The 14,998-nt window shown below is 54.6% G+C and carries 21 protein-coding genes; 3 read left to right on the forward strand and 18 right to left on the reverse strand.

The annotated features are described in order from the left end of the window. Positions 1–222 precede the first annotated feature (222 nt). Positions 223–1,338 carry a DUF1559 domain-containing protein gene (locus tag Poly24_RS22455; protein WP_145100977.1) on the reverse strand — a complete coding sequence of 372 codons (1,116 nt, stop codon included), beginning with the start codon at positions 1,336–1,338 and terminating at the stop codon, positions 223–225. 484 nt (positions 1,339–1,822) lie between these two features. Here Poly24_RS22455 and Poly24_RS22460 point away from each other — a divergent pair, with 484 nt between their 5' ends. Beyond that, positions 1,823–2,077, forward strand: a complete 255-nt coding sequence (locus Poly24_RS22460; RefSeq protein ID WP_145100980.1) for a hypothetical protein — start codon at positions 1,823–1,825, stop codon at positions 2,075–2,077. A gap of 255 nt (positions 2,078–2,332) precedes the next feature. On the opposite strand, the gene Poly24_RS22465 is transcribed toward Poly24_RS22460, so the two are convergent. Together Poly24_RS22465 and Poly24_RS22470 are read right to left on the reverse strand one after the other, a co-directional pair. Beyond that, complete coding sequence (locus tag Poly24_RS22465; RefSeq protein WP_145100983.1) at positions 2,333–3,406, reverse strand: PDZ domain-containing protein; 1,074 nt, start codon at positions 3,404–3,406, stop codon at positions 2,333–2,335. Positions 3,407–3,468: 62 nt separating this feature from the next. Next, entirely contained in the window at positions 3,469–4,506 is a 1,038-nt protein-coding gene (locus Poly24_RS22470; protein ID WP_145100990.1) for a S1C family serine protease, read from the reverse strand. Between the two features lie 186 nt (positions 4,507–4,692). Here Poly24_RS22470 and Poly24_RS22475 point away from each other — a divergent pair, with 186 nt between their 5' ends. Continuing rightward, entirely contained in the window at positions 4,693–5,607 is a 915-nt protein-coding gene (locus Poly24_RS22475) for an SDR family oxidoreductase (protein ID WP_145100993.1), read from the forward strand. Here the strand turns inward: Poly24_RS22475 and Poly24_RS22480 are convergent. The 5 genes from Poly24_RS22480 to rpsE form a co-directional block, all read right to left on the reverse strand. Next, entirely contained in the window at positions 5,588–6,403 is an 816-nt protein-coding gene (locus Poly24_RS22480; RefSeq protein WP_145100996.1) for an aminotransferase class IV, read from the reverse strand. The two genes, Poly24_RS22475 and Poly24_RS22480, sit on opposite strands and share 20 nt — an antisense overlap. A 62-nt stretch (positions 6,404–6,465) precedes the next feature. Then, a complete protein-coding gene (locus tag Poly24_RS22485) occupies positions 6,466–7,038 on the reverse strand; it encodes an adenylate kinase (protein ID WP_145101000.1) in 573 nt (190 codons plus the stop codon). 60 nt (positions 7,039–7,098) lie between these two features. Further along, the gene (secY, locus tag Poly24_RS22490) at positions 7,099–8,475 is read right to left on the reverse strand and encodes a preprotein translocase subunit SecY (RefSeq protein ID WP_145101003.1); all 1,377 of its coding nucleotides are present in this window, start codon (positions 8,473–8,475) and stop codon (positions 7,099–7,101) included. Positions 8,476–8,692: 217 nt separating this feature from the next. Continuing rightward, positions 8,693–9,205: a 50S ribosomal protein L15 gene (rplO, locus tag Poly24_RS22495; protein WP_145101006.1), complete on the reverse strand. Its 513-nt coding sequence runs from the start codon at positions 9,203–9,205 to the stop codon at positions 8,693–8,695. A 48-nt stretch (positions 9,206–9,253) separates the two neighbouring features. After that, positions 9,254–9,742 (reverse strand): 30S ribosomal protein S5, encoded by a 489-nt coding sequence (rpsE, locus tag Poly24_RS22500; protein WP_197452102.1) that lies wholly within the window; start codon positions 9,740–9,742, stop codon positions 9,254–9,256. A 66-nt stretch (positions 9,743–9,808) separates the two neighbouring features. Here rpsE and Poly24_RS27955 point away from each other — a divergent pair, with 66 nt between their 5' ends. Further along, on the forward strand, positions 9,809–10,237 hold the full coding sequence (locus Poly24_RS27955; protein ID WP_449314247.1) for a hypothetical protein: 429 nt from the start codon (positions 9,809–9,811) through the stop codon (positions 10,235–10,237). 72 nt (positions 10,238–10,309) lie between these two features. On the opposite strand, the gene rplF is transcribed toward Poly24_RS27955, so the two are convergent. The 10 genes from rplF to rpsC all read right to left on the reverse strand — a co-directional run bounded on the left by rplF (position 10,310) and on the right by rpsC (position 14,986). Continuing rightward, positions 10,310–10,849 (reverse strand): 50S ribosomal protein L6, encoded by a 540-nt coding sequence (gene rplF, locus Poly24_RS22510; protein ID WP_145101012.1) that lies wholly within the window; start codon positions 10,847–10,849, stop codon positions 10,310–10,312. 66 nt (positions 10,850–10,915) lie between these two features. Further along, on the reverse strand, positions 10,916–11,317 hold the full coding sequence (gene rpsH / locus Poly24_RS22515; protein ID WP_145101015.1) for a 30S ribosomal protein S8: 402 nt from the start codon (positions 11,315–11,317) through the stop codon (positions 10,916–10,918). A gap of 16 nt (positions 11,318–11,333) precedes the next feature. Continuing rightward, complete coding sequence (locus Poly24_RS22520; RefSeq protein ID WP_145103345.1) at positions 11,334–11,519, reverse strand: type Z 30S ribosomal protein S14; 186 nt, start codon at positions 11,517–11,519, stop codon at positions 11,334–11,336. 139 nt (positions 11,520–11,658) lie between these two features. Then, positions 11,659–12,255 (reverse strand): 50S ribosomal protein L5, encoded by a 597-nt coding sequence (rplE, locus tag Poly24_RS22525; protein WP_145101018.1) that lies wholly within the window; start codon positions 12,253–12,255, stop codon positions 11,659–11,661. A gap of 79 nt (positions 12,256–12,334) precedes the next feature. Then, positions 12,335–12,679, reverse strand: a complete 345-nt coding sequence (gene rplX, locus Poly24_RS22530) for a 50S ribosomal protein L24 (protein WP_145101021.1) — start codon at positions 12,677–12,679, stop codon at positions 12,335–12,337. Between the two features lie 15 nt (positions 12,680–12,694). Beyond that, positions 12,695–13,063, reverse strand: coding sequence for a 50S ribosomal protein L14 (gene rplN / locus Poly24_RS22535; RefSeq protein ID WP_145101023.1), 369 nt, complete (start codon positions 13,061–13,063; stop codon positions 12,695–12,697). Between the two features lie 164 nt (positions 13,064–13,227). Then, positions 13,228–13,575: a 30S ribosomal protein S17 gene (gene rpsQ, locus Poly24_RS22540; RefSeq protein ID WP_145101026.1), complete on the reverse strand. Its 348-nt coding sequence runs from the start codon at positions 13,573–13,575 to the stop codon at positions 13,228–13,230. Positions 13,576–13,627: 52 nt separating this feature from the next. Further along, positions 13,628–13,852: a 50S ribosomal protein L29 gene (gene rpmC / locus Poly24_RS22545; RefSeq protein WP_145101029.1), complete on the reverse strand. Its 225-nt coding sequence runs from the start codon at positions 13,850–13,852 to the stop codon at positions 13,628–13,630. Positions 13,853–13,920: 68 nt separating this feature from the next. Further along, positions 13,921–14,337 carry a 50S ribosomal protein L16 gene (rplP, locus tag Poly24_RS22550; protein WP_145101032.1) on the reverse strand — a complete coding sequence of 139 codons (417 nt, stop codon included), beginning with the start codon at positions 14,335–14,337 and terminating at the stop codon, positions 13,921–13,923. Next, entirely contained in the window at positions 14,276–14,986 is a 711-nt protein-coding gene (gene rpsC, locus Poly24_RS22555) for a 30S ribosomal protein S3 (protein WP_145101035.1), read from the reverse strand. Before rpsC ends, rplP begins: the two co-directional genes overlap by 62 nt. Positions 14,987–14,998: the final 12 nt, after the last annotated feature.

Genomic DNA, 14,998 nt, shown 5'->3' on the forward strand with positions numbered 1-14,998 from the left:
CCTTTTAACATCTTCACGCCCCCCCGCCTCATCCATCATGTGCACCGCGAGCAATCTTTCGCGAGACGTCGGCGTGGCCTGTGCAAGCCATCGAAATCCACCGAGGGGAATGAAGGGGCGTGGAGTCCCGACTGGATGCCTAAATCAATCAAACCACACTGCCTCCTGACGATTGCAGAACGCAGTGCGGGAACGCTTTATCCGCTTCCTCACCGGCTTGGGTTAAGGCAGCTGGACCGCTTCGCGACCATTACGAGTGCCCATAGCGCCCCAGACGCCGTAGGGGCTCGGTTTTTTGACTCGCCACAACCAAGGTGACGATGCACTTCCAGCGTCGATCGTGTCAGCCACAAAGCGGACCGCAGCATCGGCCATCACCGCCTGGACGCCGCCAGGATGCTGGCTCGCTACCGAGAAAATCGCTCCGTTTGTCTGCCCAGTACTGCCATCGCGACTACATGACGGTGAATTGGGAGGCAGGATCGTGTTAAAGCCCGTGATGGCTGGGTTATGGTGCCCCCATCGGTCCCCACGAATACGATCGCCATCGGAACCGCTTTTAAACTGGGCCTTGTTGCTTGGGTCGAGCATGTCCAAACAGGCTTGTGGGTTGGTGGTCAACGAATCGGCGGCGTCCACTCCCTCACCAATCGGGGCGTTTTTAACCACTTGACCGGCGACTTCGAGATCGTCCGATCCATACGATTCCGATCGCACCAACTCAGAGACCGCAATGGTATTGGACGTGCCGTCAAGAATGTCTCGGATCCCGATGTAGGCACCGTTGGATGTAGGAGCGTTCGATGTGTTGTTGCCCCCAAACAAACCACGCCATTCGTTCGACCATGCCCCTGCAAGATCGCGACCACGGTCGCCATAATTGTAGCAGTAGTTCGTTTTTCCACGGTCTCTGTCCTGGAAGACATCCGACGGACACAACAACGTGCCAATGTCTTGGTTCCACCAATCGTAATTGTCATCGGGATGGTTTCGGGCCGTATTGCTGTACCCCCAAATCTGATCGTAAAGCGCCTGCTGCTCATAGAACGGCAGAAGTTGAACATGGGGGCTCAGCCCACATTCATGGTCATTGACGCGGGTCGAGTCCACGTCGTTTCGTCCATTGCGACCTGCAGGAAACGATGTGTAAACGTCGTGGTAGTTGTGCAATGCGATGCCGAGCTGCTTCAAATTGTTTCCGCACTGCATCCGTCGCGCGGCCTCTCGCGCCGCCTGGACAGCGGGCAGCAACAGGCCCACCAAAACCCCGATAATCGCTATCACGACCAACAGCTCGACCAAGGTGAAGCCACGAGACTTCGATACGCTGCTTTTCATCCGGATCTCTCCAAAAATTACATCCAGAAAACAATGGCGATTTAAACCACCAACACAGTCCCCTTAGATCGACTCAAACAACCAAAGGTGGCATCACAAGTGTATCGTCTCTACTTTCAGACCGTCAAGTTTCTTTTTAAAGCCAGCCCCTTAAAACACTTGAATCGACGCCACTTGCCCCCGATTCACCCTGTACATCCCCGTGAGAATCAGACCTCCGCCCTCCCAAATTTTTAAGCAGACACATCCCGAGATGGTCACATTCGGCGATCGCAACGGCGTCGACATCGCCGGGACCCGTTGCGCAAAAAGAGAGCGTTTCGTTTAGTGGGCGAGAACGCCCCCATCGAAGCGACTGAGGCTGAGATAATCCGACTTCAAAGCCCCCGCGATGGCAGCGAGGCGGCAAGCGTTTACTTCGACGTCAAAAGATTTGCGGTTGACTTTTGCATCAGAATGCTCTTTGTTGTAAGAAGATCCATTGATGTTCGTTTCACAACCACAAGGAGCTAAATTGACTTCGGAATTTGCAACCACCAACGTCTACACCATCCGCCAAATCGATTCTCACAAGACCGTGTTGTCTGAAAAACAGGTCGAAGCGGTCAGCAGCGAAGCGGCCGCCAAACAGCTCAAGCAGGTCGTCGACGAGACGGATAAGATTGAGGTCACCCTCAATGGCGAAACCGTCAACGAAATGGGTGTTTCCTATTGGAAACAACGCATCCGTCGCCGCTGATCGCGATCTCGATGCACTTGCCGGGGCGACGGTCCATTTGAGGCACGGTGCGTTAACCGCAGAGACTCTCTTCACGACGGAGCCTCGGCAATCATCCTATGACTGCATCCCCAAGCCCCTCGCTTACCAAGCATGCCGCGATGGCACTGCGAATACGTAAGCGAGGGTGCGGCCACGGAGCGTTTCGAAGGCTTGCGATACTTTGAACGCAAAAGATTCCCAGAAACAGGCCGCATTGCCGACTAAACGGCACGTCTACTCAGAGGACGCTCGTTGCGACGAAAGCATTTCGGCAACAATCGGTTTGATCGCGGCGCTCGGTACTGCGTAGCTGCAGACCCGACCGGCCCGGGCGATATTGATCCCGATCACCCGTCCGCTGGTATCGATGACGGGCCCACCGCACTGATCTGGACCTAAAACGGTATCGTGCTGCAAAGCCAACTCAAAACCGGTTAAGCGACTATTGCGAGGTCCGTTGACCCGCGTGTCGTCCTGCGATTCGGAAAACGACGCCAGTTCGCGAATCTCAGCACTCAGTTCAAACTCGTCGTCGACGCCTTCGCGACGAACCGTCAGCGCCACCGAATCGCCTGGATACAGGGCCCGCAATTCATCGGTGACCTGCTTTTGCGTCGCCATCGCGGCTCCATCCACCTTGGTGATCAAGTCGCCGATCTCGATCCCCGCGTCATCGGCACCGCTCCCCGGGACGATGTTGACCACCCGAGCCCCTTCGGTATCGGTCTGCAACATGACTCCCAACAAGCCACGATCCAGAACCTCACGCGACGCAACGCTAACCACACCGATCCCCACCGGATCCCCTTGGCGGCCTACGCTGAAAAGAAAACTACCTACCGCTGGTTCCTGTTCGCTCCACGCGATGGGGAGCAACCCGGCGACATCGACTTTCAGTAACACCAGGTCCACCGAACGCCGCTGCGCGACGCGCTTCGCAGAGACGATCCGGTCGTCGGCCAACCGCACCCGCAGTTCCCCAGACGCCTTGAGCTCACTCGCCTTACTGATCAGGTATCCATCGGCAGAGACAACCGTCCCCAACGCAACTCGTTCGTTTTCCAGAAGAACCTCGACCGTGCTGGAACCCGCCTCGGCGGCCAGCGGTTGCATCAACAGGGTCATCGCCGCGTTGTCGCGACGCGCCGCAACGCGACGCTGCATCCTGTCGCGTAGATAGCCAGGCAGCAGTGTTTCGGATGGAAACTGCTCGCGCACCGCTGGCTGTGCCGTGGCAGACTGGGGTGGATATGCGACGCTGGCAGCGAAAACCAGTAAGAAACCGCCAACTAAATTTGATCGCGTCATGGCCAGCCGTGCACCTTCACCAACGTGTGTTGAAAACTTCCGAACGAAAAGGTCCGCAGAGGTCAAGAATTCGGATCGCGACCGACCACCAAGATCATCCGCTTACGAACCCCATCACGCTCCAACACGATCTGGACATGTTCCCCAGGCATCGTTCCGGCAACCGCCGATTTTAACGATTCGAAGTCAGCGATCGTGACTTCGCCAAAAGTCATAATGACGTCCCCGGGAAGAATACCCGCTTCGGCCGCGGGAGAACCTTGGCCAACGACCTCGATCACCGCCCGTTCATCCAGTTTCCGACCTTGCACGCCAATCCGAGGACGAAAACCGGGGAGATGCCCCCACAGCTCCCCCCGCGCCAAACGCGTCCAATGTTCGTCGTAGTGATCGATCGGCACGTGCAAATTGTCAGTCACATCATTGCCGATTCGACTGTGAACACCGATCAATTTGCCATTTAAATCGAATAATGGCCCCCCGCTATCTCCGCCAATCAACGCGCAGTCGGTGACCAATGACGTCTCGCGTTTGACCAACACCCGACCAATTCGGATCACGGCACCACGATCGGGTTCGTATCCACCAGGATGCCCCACTGCGATGCACCAGGTACCGGGAGTCACGCCGCTGGACGACCCCAGCGTGGCGAAAGGCCAGCCCTCGTCGGGAACCGGATCGTCGATCTTGATCAGCCCCGCATCGACATGGCGGTTCATCCCCAACGTGGTCCCATGGACTTGTCGACCATCACTGAGCGTCATCAAAGCTTGTTGCCCCGGACGCATCGCCACGTGGGCTGCGGTCAACACGTAGCCATCGGATGTAATCACCACGCCACTGCCTTGAGCGTAACCGATCTGGACGCTGACGGTGCATTTGGCAACGCGCTGAGAAACGATCTGCTGCTGATGCTCCAACGCCCTCAGTTCCGCTAACGAATGCGGGGCCTCCCCTCGCAACACGCCGACCAACGCCGAAGGTGCCGAAACAAAAGTAAGCCCTGATGGCTTTTGCTGAGCCGAAGCCGGATATGCCGAAATGCTCACGGCGAATGCCAGCAAGCCGCACTGAATGCGAACAAGAGATCGAGAAATCATCTATTGTCCAAAGCGTATGAGGAAAAGATTCGAATGCGCCACCCCGTTCTGGTTTCGTCCATTGTAGACTCTCCGATGCGTTGTGGGCCAATTCGCCCCAGCGTTGCACCACAAATGTTCGCCTAATAAAACTGAACCTAACACCCTTCTAACCCGCATTTCTGCCGATCGATACCGCAGGGGAGCATGGAATCTTTGGAAAATTCAAAAAAATCGGCCCTTATATTTGGTTGTGGATACTTGGGTAAACCAGTCGCCCGCCGGTTGTTACAGCAGGGTTGGCATGTGTTTGCGATGACGCGCCGCCAAGAATCGGCGACGGTATTGAAGTCGGCCGGAATCACCCCCATTGTTGCCGATTGGACCCGACCCAGCACACTAACCGATTTACCGGTTTGCGACCGTATCCTCGTTGCCGTTGGCTGGGACCGCAGCAGCGGCCAATCCCAATACGACGTCTACGTCGGTGGGTTGCGAAATGCACTGAAGGCAACAAACCCCGAAGCAAATCTCGTTTACGTCAGTTCCACGGGCGTGTATCACCAAACCGGGGGCATCTGGGTCGACGAATCCTCACCCTGCCGACCGAGCATCGGATCGGGGGGGTGGGCTCATTTGCAAGCCGAAGAGACGCTGAGGCAACAACGCCCCGCTTCACCATGGACGGTGCTGCGTATGGCGGGAATCTACGGCCCCGACCGCGTCCCCCGTGGGAAAGATATCCTGTCGGGTCTCCCGCTCGCGGCCCCGACAGCGGGCTATCTCAATCTGATCCATGTCGAGGACGCCGCAAACGCCGTGATCGCCGCATGGGAAACGAACTGTTCCGAGAGAAAAACCTACGTGATCTCCGACGGCCATCCCGTCATTCGACAAACGTATTACGAGGAGATCGCCCGCGTGCTGGGTCGCCCCGCGCCAAGCTTCGAGTCGGCCCCCCCCACAGCGATGGCAAGTCGCCGGGCAACGACAAGCAAACGGATCTGGAACGCGCGCATGCGACGCGACCTCTGCCCCCAGCTGGCATTTCCCGATTACCGAGCTGGCCTGCGCGACGTGCTTCGCGAGACGCGCACGACCATCAGGCCGGCGCCGCGGTAAACGCTGAAAACGCTTCGAGAAGCTGCTGGTAGATCGGACCGCGGCGATGATTGCCGAACCAGATCCCCGGCCCCGTCCCCGTCAAGAGAATCTCATCAGCGTCCTCGAACATCGATGCGGAAAGCGGCTGCTCTCGCCAAGGAATCCCCGCAGCCTTGGCCAGCTGCCGAACGACCGATAACGTGACTCCCGGCAGCACACGTTCCGACGGCGCCCCATAAATGCAACCCTCTTGAACCAATAGAAGGTTTGCCGATGCCGTCTCCGTCAGCGAACCATCGGCGTCCAAGAGCACCGCCGTCCCTGCGGGATCGATCCGCCGGGCCTGCTGGGCGGCAAGATAATAATGAATCCGACTGCGATGCTTCACTTGTCGCGGAACCGTTTCAGCAGCGGGCTGAACGACCGACGTGAGCACCAAACGCTCCCCCTCGCGTTGCAATCGCGAAATCCGAGCGAAGTCCAACGGCACTAAGTGCGCGAGCACCGTAGGCGCACGTCGCTGCAAATCCCCCGGCGTGACCAGCAAGGTGATGCCTGTATCGACGGATAGCGCATTCCGCTGCAGCAATTCACCGATCACATCCGGCAACCGAACAATGGCTTCCGAAACATCGATGGAAAGCGTCGCAGCCGAGCGCTGCAACCGTTGCAGATATTCATCGAGCAGAAAGACACGCTGCCCGTAGGTTCGCAAACGTTCGACCGCACAAACCCCCTGGAACAAACCAAGGTCATCGAGGGGCAGGACGATTTCGCCGTCGAACCATTCACCGCAACGATACCAAATCGACATATCGCTTCATCTCTCTTCCAAACCAGCCGATCTGCGCACGCCGTCGACCTTCCGCGAAAGGATCACCCCATCCGCGCACGAACACGATCAAGAATCTGATCGAACACAGCCGTGGGATGCTGACAACCGTCGATTCTTTCGACCAATCCGCGCTGCGCGTAGAAATCTAATAACGGCGAAGTTTGTCGATGGTATACCCGCAACCGCTGCTGAATCGTTTCCGCGTTGTCATCCGCACGCTTCTCGATCTCCGCACGTTTCAGCAGACGCTGGACCAACGCGTCCTCGTCGACATCCAGATTCAACACCATCGAAATCCGATCGTCTCTGCTAGCCAATTGCTCGCCAAGCAGTTGTGCCTGCAGCAATGTCCGTGGAAAGCCGTCGAACATACAACCGGAATTGCATTGTTCACGTCGCAGGAACTCTTCGACAATGCGAACAACCAAAAAATCAGGAGCCAAACGCCCCATATCGATATACGATGCCACCAATCGACCGAGCGATGATCGTTCGGAGCGAATCTCTCGCAGCATATCCCCCGTAGAAAGATGAGGGACAGAGAGATGATCGACCAATTGCTTACACTGAGTCCCTTTACCAGCACCCGGAGGCCCAATGAAAATGATTCGCATTGGACAGCTCCGTTGAAAGCAAGCAAACGGTTTTGGTTGTCGATACTTGGACGGTAACGATTAGCCTTCCAAAAGGCCGCGGTAGTTACGCATCACCAGATGGCTATCGATCTTTTGAATCAGGTCGAACGCGACGCTAACCGCAATCAACAAACCGGTACCGCCGTAGAAACCCGCGATTGAATAGGAGACGCCCAGCGATCCGTAAACGATCGTTGGAACAATCGCGACGATCGCCAAAAACGCAGCACCGACATACGTGATCCGGACCATGACCTTCTCCAGATAATCCGCAGTCCGTTTACCGGGCCGATAGCCTGGAATGAACGTTCCGTGGTCCTTCAACTGATCGGACATCTCCTTCGGATTGAAAGTGATGGCCGTCCAGAAGTAGCAGAAGAAGAAAATCAGCGCCACATACATCATGTTGTAAACAAACGAGGTCCCGCTGCTCATGATCGATCCAAAACCGTTCAGGGCCGAGAACATGAACGTCCCGGGAGTGAACGACTTCGAAAGAAACTGCAACATAACACCTGGGATCATCAACAAGCTGCTGGCGAAAATGATCGGCATCACACCCGCTTGATTGATCCGCAGGGGAAGGAACTGACGGTTGCCACCGTAAACACGACGACCCCGTGTGAACTTCGCACTTTGAGTCGGAATCCGTCGCTGGCCCAGCGTGATAAACACCACGCCAAACACCACCGCGACAAAGAGCACAATCAATATGATTAACGTCTCAATGCCGACCGTTCCCTTGGAAAGCCCAACCAATTCGGTCTTCATGTTCTGAATCAGGTCGAACAAAGCACCTGGCATTTGAGCCAAAATACCAGCCATAATCAACAAACTGATACCATTACCGATACCGTATTCGTCGATCTGCTCACCCAACCACATCAAGAAGATCGTACCGCAGGTCATGATCAAAACCGCAGTGATCTGCCAGCCCCAAAACAGCGTGTTGCTATCGGCGCCAAAGAAGTTCGGGTTAACTTTACTCGCCTCGCCTTCGCCGCCGGCCATCAACCAAAACTTCAGATACATGTAGCTTTGGATCAGGCACAACACGACCGTCAGGTAACGGGTGTATTCGTTGATCTTCTTGCGGCCGGCTTCGCCCTCTTTCTTCAGCTCTTCGATGGGAGCCCAAACGCTACCGAGCAACTGAAAGATGATCGATGCGGAAATGTAGGGCATAATCCCCAAACCGAAAATCGTCGCCTGGCGGAGATCGCTCGCAGCAAACAAGCTGACCTTCTCAAAGAACTGCGACGCGGTGTCCTCACCGGCCGAAGGCGCCAGATTCTGGTTCATCATCGGCAACGAGATGTGGAACCCGATACGATAGATCGCAAGCAGTCCCAGCGTCAGAAGAATTTTATTACGAAGCTCAGGGATCGTAAAAACGACGCGTAATTTTTCCAGCATGGTCTAATCCGTTCCTTGGCCCACGCCACCGGTGTTCCTCGCTAGAGGAACTCTGTCAGATGCTTGAGCTTCGTAATTTTAAGATTCGTTTGCGACAAGCGTCTGACATGTATGAGACTGCTGAAAGACGTTTGTCCTATCGTCAATGGACAAAAAACAGTCGGGGCATCGCCCATTTTATGAAATGCCGCTTCGAGAATTATCCCGAAGAATCGCACTACTTGTGAGCTCGTGGAACTTCACCCGACTTCAACAATTCAGCGCGTTCCTTAGGAAGACGCTTCGGCGACAGGATGGTGACTTCACCACCGGCAGCTTGAATCTTTTCCACAGCGCTCTTACTGAAGCGATGTGCGGAAACCTTCAGCTTCTTCGTCAGTTCGCCGTTTCCGAGGATCTTCAGCTCGTCGAAGATACCTGTAAGAACGCGAGTCGAGGTCAGCACTTCTGGAGTGATCTCCATGCCGTCATCACACAGCGCTTCCAAATCCTGCACGTTCATCACCTTAACAACCGGCGCGAATGCATTGTTGAAGCCACGCTTTGGAATACGGCGGAACAACGGCATCGTACCGCCCTGGAAGCTTGGCTTGCGGCTGTAACCGCTGCGGCTCTTATGGCCTTTATGCCCTCGTCCAGCGGTCTTGCCATGCCCCGAACCGGGACCGCGGCCGATGCGCTTCCGTTTGCGATTCTTGGTAATGCCGGTGTTGACGTCGTGAAGTTTCATATCGTGTGCTCTGATTTGGAGAACAATTGAACCAATTGTTCAGTCGATCTAATTGTCTAGCTCAACGCCACGCAATGCCGCGATCGTTTCTCGCGTTCGCAATTTGCCGAGTGCGTCGATGGTTGCTTTCACAAGAGTTACAGGATTGTTCGTTCCGTAGCTCTTGGTCAAAATATCGTGAATACCTGCCGATTCGCAGACAGCGCGGACTGCTTGTCCCGCGATGATACCGGTACCAGCACCCGCGGGCATCAACAGCACCTTCGCAGCGCCGAACTTACCCCAAACCTGATGCGGGATACTTCCAGCGATCAACGGGACTGCAACCATGTCGCGTGTGGCTTGCTTCGTGGCCTTCTGCACGCTTGGTGGAACTTCGTTAGCTTTTCCGTAGCCCCAGCCAACCTTGCCCTTGCCGTCGCCGACGACAACCATCGCAGCGAAGCTAAAACGACGACCACCTTTTACAACGGCCGCACATCGTTTGATCTTTACCACGCGATCTAACAGATCGCCTTGTCCAGAATTGTCAGACACCAGTTCGTTCTCTTCGGTGATTGATTGCGATGGTGCTTTGTTCGCTCTGATGGCAACTGCCACGAGATGCAATCCAAAGCGAAATTAAAATTCAAGTCCTGCTTCGCGTGCCGCATCAGCGAATGCTTTAACGCGACCATGATACTTGCAGTGACCGCGATCCAACTTGACCCGCTTGATTCCTGCAGCAACGGCGCGTTCGGCGACGGCTTTGCCGATCGCTGCGGCCGCGTCACAATTACCGCCAAACTTTACGGCGTCTCGCAGGGACTTGTCCTTCGTGCTTGCACTCGCCAGCGTTTTGCCGTTGATATCATCGACCAACTGGCAGCTGAAATGGCTCAGCGAACGATTCACGCACAAACGCGGGTGATCCGCCGAACCACGCAACTTGTTACGGACGTGAAACCGACGTCGTTGGCGATTTTTGTCTTGCTTCTTGTTCTTATCCACAACTCATTTCCTGCCAAAGCCCCAGCAATCGGTCCGGGGTGATGATATCGTTGCCCCTGGATTTTGCCAGGGGAATATGTGTTTGGTTCGCCTTGCTCGGGGCACGCTTTGCCGCTACTTAGCCGACGCCTTACCAGCCTTCAGCTTGACTTGCTCACCAGAATAACGAATTCCCTTGCCCTTGTAAGGCTCTGGCTTTCGCAGGGATCGCAATTCCGCAGCAAATTGACTTACCTGTTGCTTATCGCAACCGGTAATCGTCACGTGCGTCGTGTCAGGACAAACGACGGTCAATCCTTCAGGGATCTTACGCACCAATTCGTTTGCGAAACCGACTCGCATCTGAATCTCACCATTCTGAACCGATGCGACGTAACCGACACCGACGATATCGAGCTTCTTTTCGTAGCCCTGAGTCACGCCGACGATCATGTTCTGAATCACCGCACGCGTCAGCCCGTGAAACGAGCGACTCTCGCGGTCATCATTAAAGCGACTGACGGTAACCTGTCCGTCGTCGACCTTCACTTCAACCTCCGAGCGATGCTCGAACGTCAACTTGCCTTTCGGGCCTTCAACAGTGATCAGCTTGCCGTCGAGCGAAACTTTTACGCCGCTGACGATAGATACTGGTTTTTTTCCAACTCGGGACATGGTTCTGCTTGTTGGTTTGCTTGACAGATTGGACTGTCACAGTTCAATCGAAACAATACGTAAGGGCTAGGCGACTTCGCAAAGCACTTCGCCGCCAATACCTTGGCGACGCGCTTCGCGGTCACTAACCACGCCTTTGCTGGTGCTAATGATCGTAATGCCCATTCCACCAAGGATCGGTCGCAGCTCACGGCTTCGCACGTAGGTGCGTCGGCCAGGCTTACTGATCCGTGTGATGGATTGGATCAATTGTTCGCCATTGGGACCGTATTTCAGTTCCAAACGAATCAATTTGATAGGCAAGTCTTCGGAGTCGACTTCCTCCCAATCCCAAATAAAGCCTTCGCGTTTAAGCACATCGGCGATACCACGTTTCACGCGGCTGAGCGGGATATCGACATAAGGCCGTTCGACGCGCACAGCATTGCGGATGCGGGTGAGCATATCGGCGATTGGGTCAGTCATCATGGTCTTGGAGTCCCCTTTACCAGCTGGCTTTCCGGACACCCGGAATCAAGCCTTGATCAGCGTATTTGCGGAAACAGATGCGGCATAAGCCAAACTTGCGATACACGGCTCGAGGCCGCCCACACAGCTGACAACGGTTTTCGCGACGGGTTGAGAACTTAGGTTCCCTTTCCGCCTTTGCGATCTTCGATTTGCTGGCCACTTGGTGGATACCTGTGGAAAAACTGGGTGAAATATTGTGTCGTGCATTACGTTGCACAACGTTTGTATGGATAACCGCCTTTGGCGAGGCGGCATTCTAGCGTTCACAATTCATCGCTGACAAGCGGTTGAACTACGACTTAGACTGCGGCAGCTGCCTCGGCTGCTTCCGCTGCTTTCTTAGGATCTTCCCGGAATGGCATTCCGAACATCTCCAACAGATCGCGACCTTGGTCGTTATTGTGTGCTGTTGTATTGATTGTGATATTCAAACCTTGCGGCTTGGTGAATTTGTCAGGGTTCAACTCGGGGAACACCATGATTTCGGATAGACCCATGCTGTAGTTGCCGCGTCCATCGAACGCTTTGCGGCTGATACCGCGAAAGTCGCGAACACGTGGCAAAACAACAGCCACCAAGCGATCCAAAAATTCGTACATGCGAGCACCACGCAAGGTGACCATGCAACCGATCGACATCCCTTCTCGCAACCGGAAGTTAGCGATCGACTTGCGAGCCTTGGTGAAGACGGGCTTTTGGCCAGCGATTTCGGTCATCGCTGCGTAAGCGGTTTCCAGGTTCTTTTTGTCCTGGGTCGCCGAGCCCACACCCATGTTCAGCGTGATCTTCTCGAGACGAGGCACGGTCATCGGATTCTTCAAACCGTGCTTCTCTTGAAGCGCGGCGCGAATCTCGTTTTGGTACATCGTCTGTAATCGTGGAACGTAGTCTGCCATCGTACTATCAGTTTGTTTCTTTGAAATGACTTCGTATCGCTGCAGTCTGCGTTCTGACGCGAACCGCTTTGTCAAATACCTACGACGCGTATGCCGGCCGCGGCGGGCTCATCGTGCCGAGCGAAGCACCCGAAGCCTTCGCATAACGTTCCTTGGTGCCGTCTTTCAAATAACGGACGCCAATTCGCGATGGCTTGCCGGTCTGTGGACAAACGATCATCACGTTGGAGATTGCAATTGGCATCTCCTTGTTCAATCGTCCACCCTGTGGGTTCTTCTGGCTCTTGCGAACGTGCTTCCACACGCGAGCGACGCCTTCGACAAGAACCTTGTTATTCTTGTGATCGACCTTCAACACCTTGCCGGTGGTGCCCTTGTCGGCGCCCGCGATCACTTGAACGTTGTCATTAACTTTGATCAGCATCTTAAATATCTCCGCTCAAACGACTTCGCTGGCCAAACTGACAATCTTCATAAAGCTCTTCTCACGCAATTCGCGAGCTACAGCACCGAAGATACGGGTACCACGTGGGTTCTTGTCGTTATCAACAATTACCACGGCGTTGCTGTCAAAACGAATGTAACTTCCGTCGGCACGACGCGTTGGCGACTTGGTACGGACGATTACCGCCTTGACGACAGCCTTCTTCTTGACATCACTGCCAGGAATCGTGCTTTTCACGCTGCACACGATGACATCGCCGAGTCCCGCGGTACGCCTACGCGAACCACCGAGCACTTTGATGCACATCACTTCGCGAGCGCCGGTGTTGTCGGCAACAGCTAGTCTTGTTTCTTGTTGGATCATGGCTGATGATCTGTTATCTCATAAGTTGCCGTCTGCGTTCCCCGGCCCGAAGCGAAGCATTCGCTGCGAACCACAGAATGAGCGTTTGGCATATTTGCAGTATATTAACCGAACTCAATCGATCGCCTGGTTTAACCCCAGGACGATCCATTCAGCAGACAAGCCTATTGGCTATCCGCTTCGACGCCGTGAGCCGCTTCGATCGCTTCGCTTTCCGCTTCGCTGGCAGCGTGCTTGCGAGCAGCTCGCAGAGCGGCAACGTCCACAGCGGTGCTCTTCTCAACGACGCGAACGAGTTCCCATCGCTTGAGCTTGCTTAAAGGACGCGACTCTACGATCTCTACCAAATCGCCAACCGCGGATTCATTTTGTTCGTCGTGTGCATAACAAACCGTACGACGACGTACGTATTTCTTATACTTTGGATGCTTAACCAACCGCTTAATTTCAACGCGGCGAGTCTTTGCCATCTTGTCGCCAGTGACGACGCCGGTTAGTACACGCTTTGGCATTCGTAATTACCTGTGTTCAACTGTTGCAGTGCTTGACCACCACACGTTTTTGCTAAGTCGCCGCAGCTTCGCCTTCGGCGACAGCTTCGGGAGCACGCTGGGTTTGAATTGTCTTAATCCGCGCGATCAACCGTCGACTCTTGCGAATCTCACTTGGCGCGTCTAATCGTTCTGTTTGAGCTTGAAACTTCAAATGGAACAACTTTTCTGCAGTTTCCTTGAGCGTCAGCTGCAGCTGTTCGTCGCTCATTTCTCGTAGTTCAGTAATTTTCATCACCACTCACCATTGTGTTGTTGTTTCGGGCTTGCAGCCGTTAAAACCGTTTTGGTACGGTCGCAACCGGCTTACATCGCACGCCGCGAAACGAACCTCACCTTGACAGGCATCTTCGACGCCAAACGCGCAAAACACACCTTCGCTTGTTGTTCTGTTACACCGCCAAGCTCGTACAGGATGGTGCCAGGCTTAACGACTGCCACCCACGCTTCGGGTTCACCCTTACCTTTACCCATCCGAGTTTCCAGCGGAGTGCTGGTAATCGAACGGTGCGGGAACAAGCGAATGTAAAGCGTACCTTCACCACGAACGTATTGTTGGGCTGCGATACGGCCAGCTTCGATTGTTTGTGCTCGGATCCACCCTGGTTCCAGGGATTGCAGACCAAAATCACCAAAGACAACCGTGTTGCCGCGAGTCGCGTTACCTTTTATACGTCCTCTTTGGCTTTTTCGATGCTTGACCCTCTTGGGCATCAGCGCCATCGGTCTCTTCTCCGTGTGTACCTTGGTTAACCCAAACTTGAACGCCAATATGACCTTGAGCCGTCATCGCCTCAGCGAATCCGTAGTCGATCTTGGCAGTCAAAGTGCTCAGGGGAACCGAACCTAAACTTTGTTTCTCACGCCGAGCCATTTCCGCGCCACCCAACCGGCCTGCCAGTTGGATCTTGATGCCCTTTGCACCCGCATCCATGGTTTGCTCCATCGAACGTTTCATGGTTCGACGGAAACTTGATCGTTTTGCCAGTTGCTGACAGATATCTTCTGCCACCAACTGAGCCATAATTTCTGGTCGACTGATCTCTTCGATTTTCAAATTGATCCGACGGCCGGTCAGGTTTTGAAGCTCTTCTTGAAGAAGCTCGACTTCCTGACCCTTCTTCCCAATAATCAGACCCGGCCGCGCGACAAACATGATCACGCGAACTTCGTCTGTCGTTCGTTCAATCTCAATCCGGTCGATACCCGCATTGCGATATTGAGTCCGCTTGGGGTGGTTCTTGATGTGGTCACGAACCTTCTTGTCTTCGAGCAACAGTTCACCGAACTGCTTCTTCGACGCATACCAACGGCTTTTCCAGCCGATGGTAACACCGGTTCGAAACGCAACAGGATTGACTTTTTGTCCCATTAGATTCTATCT

Origin of the sequence: Rosistilla carotiformis, assembly GCF_007753095.1 — a bacterium.
Classification (GTDB): Bacteria; Planctomycetota; Planctomycetia; order Pirellulales; family Pirellulaceae; genus Rosistilla; species Rosistilla carotiformis.

Coding starts and splice junctions, on each gene's coding strand:
- Poly24_RS22475 (WP_145100993.1), top strand. CDS start 4,693: ATGGAATCTTTGGAAAATTCAAAAAAATCGGCCCTTATATTTGGTTGT.
- rplO (WP_145101006.1), bottom strand. CDS start 9,205: ATGAAACTTCACGACGTCAACACCGGCATTACCAAGAATCGCAAACGG.
- Poly24_RS22470 (WP_145100990.1), bottom strand. CDS start 4,506: ATGATTTCTCGATCTCTTGTTCGCATTCAGTGCGGCTTGCTGGCATTC.
- rplP (WP_145101032.1), bottom strand. CDS start 14,337: ATGGCGCTGATGCCCAAGAGGGTCAAGCATCGAAAAAGCCAAAGAGGA.
- rplX (WP_145101021.1), bottom strand. CDS start 12,679: ATGCTGATCAAAGTTAATGACAACGTTCAAGTGATCGCGGGCGCCGAC.
- rplN (WP_145101023.1), bottom strand. CDS start 13,063: ATGATCCAACAAGAAACAAGACTAGCTGTTGCCGACAACACCGGCGCT.
- Poly24_RS22465 (WP_145100983.1), bottom strand. CDS start 3,406: ATGACGCGATCAAATTTAGTTGGCGGTTTCTTACTGGTTTTCGCTGCC.
- Poly24_RS22460 (WP_145100980.1), top strand. CDS start 1,823: ATGTTCGTTTCACAACCACAAGGAGCTAAATTGACTTCGGAATTTGCA.
- rpsQ (WP_145101026.1), bottom strand. CDS start 13,575: ATGCCAAAGCGTGTACTAACCGGCGTCGTCACTGGCGACAAGATGGCA.
- rpsC (WP_145101035.1), bottom strand. CDS start 14,986: ATGGGACAAAAAGTCAATCCTGTTGCGTTTCGAACCGGTGTTACCATC.
- Poly24_RS22480 (WP_145100996.1), bottom strand. CDS start 6,403: ATGTCGATTTGGTATCGTTGCGGTGAATGGTTCGACGGCGAAATCGTC.
- Poly24_RS27955 (WP_449314247.1), top strand. CDS start 9,809: ATGCAATCCAAAGCGAAATTAAAATTCAAGTCCTGCTTCGCGTGCCGC.
- rplF (WP_145101012.1), bottom strand. CDS start 10,849: ATGTCCCGAGTTGGAAAAAAACCAGTATCTATCGTCAGCGGCGTAAAA.
- Poly24_RS22455 (WP_145100977.1), bottom strand. CDS start 1,338: ATGAAAAGCAGCGTATCGAAGTCTCGTGGCTTCACCTTGGTCGAGCTG.
- secY (WP_145101003.1), bottom strand. CDS start 8,475: ATGCTGGAAAAATTACGCGTCGTTTTTACGATCCCTGAGCTTCGTAAT.
- rpsH (WP_145101015.1), bottom strand. CDS start 11,317: ATGATGACTGACCCAATCGCCGATATGCTCACCCGCATCCGCAATGCT.
- Poly24_RS22485 (WP_145101000.1), bottom strand. CDS start 7,038: ATGCGAATCATTTTCATTGGGCCTCCGGGTGCTGGTAAAGGGACTCAG.
- rplE (WP_145101018.1), bottom strand. CDS start 12,255: ATGGCAGACTACGTTCCACGATTACAGACGATGTACCAAAACGAGATT.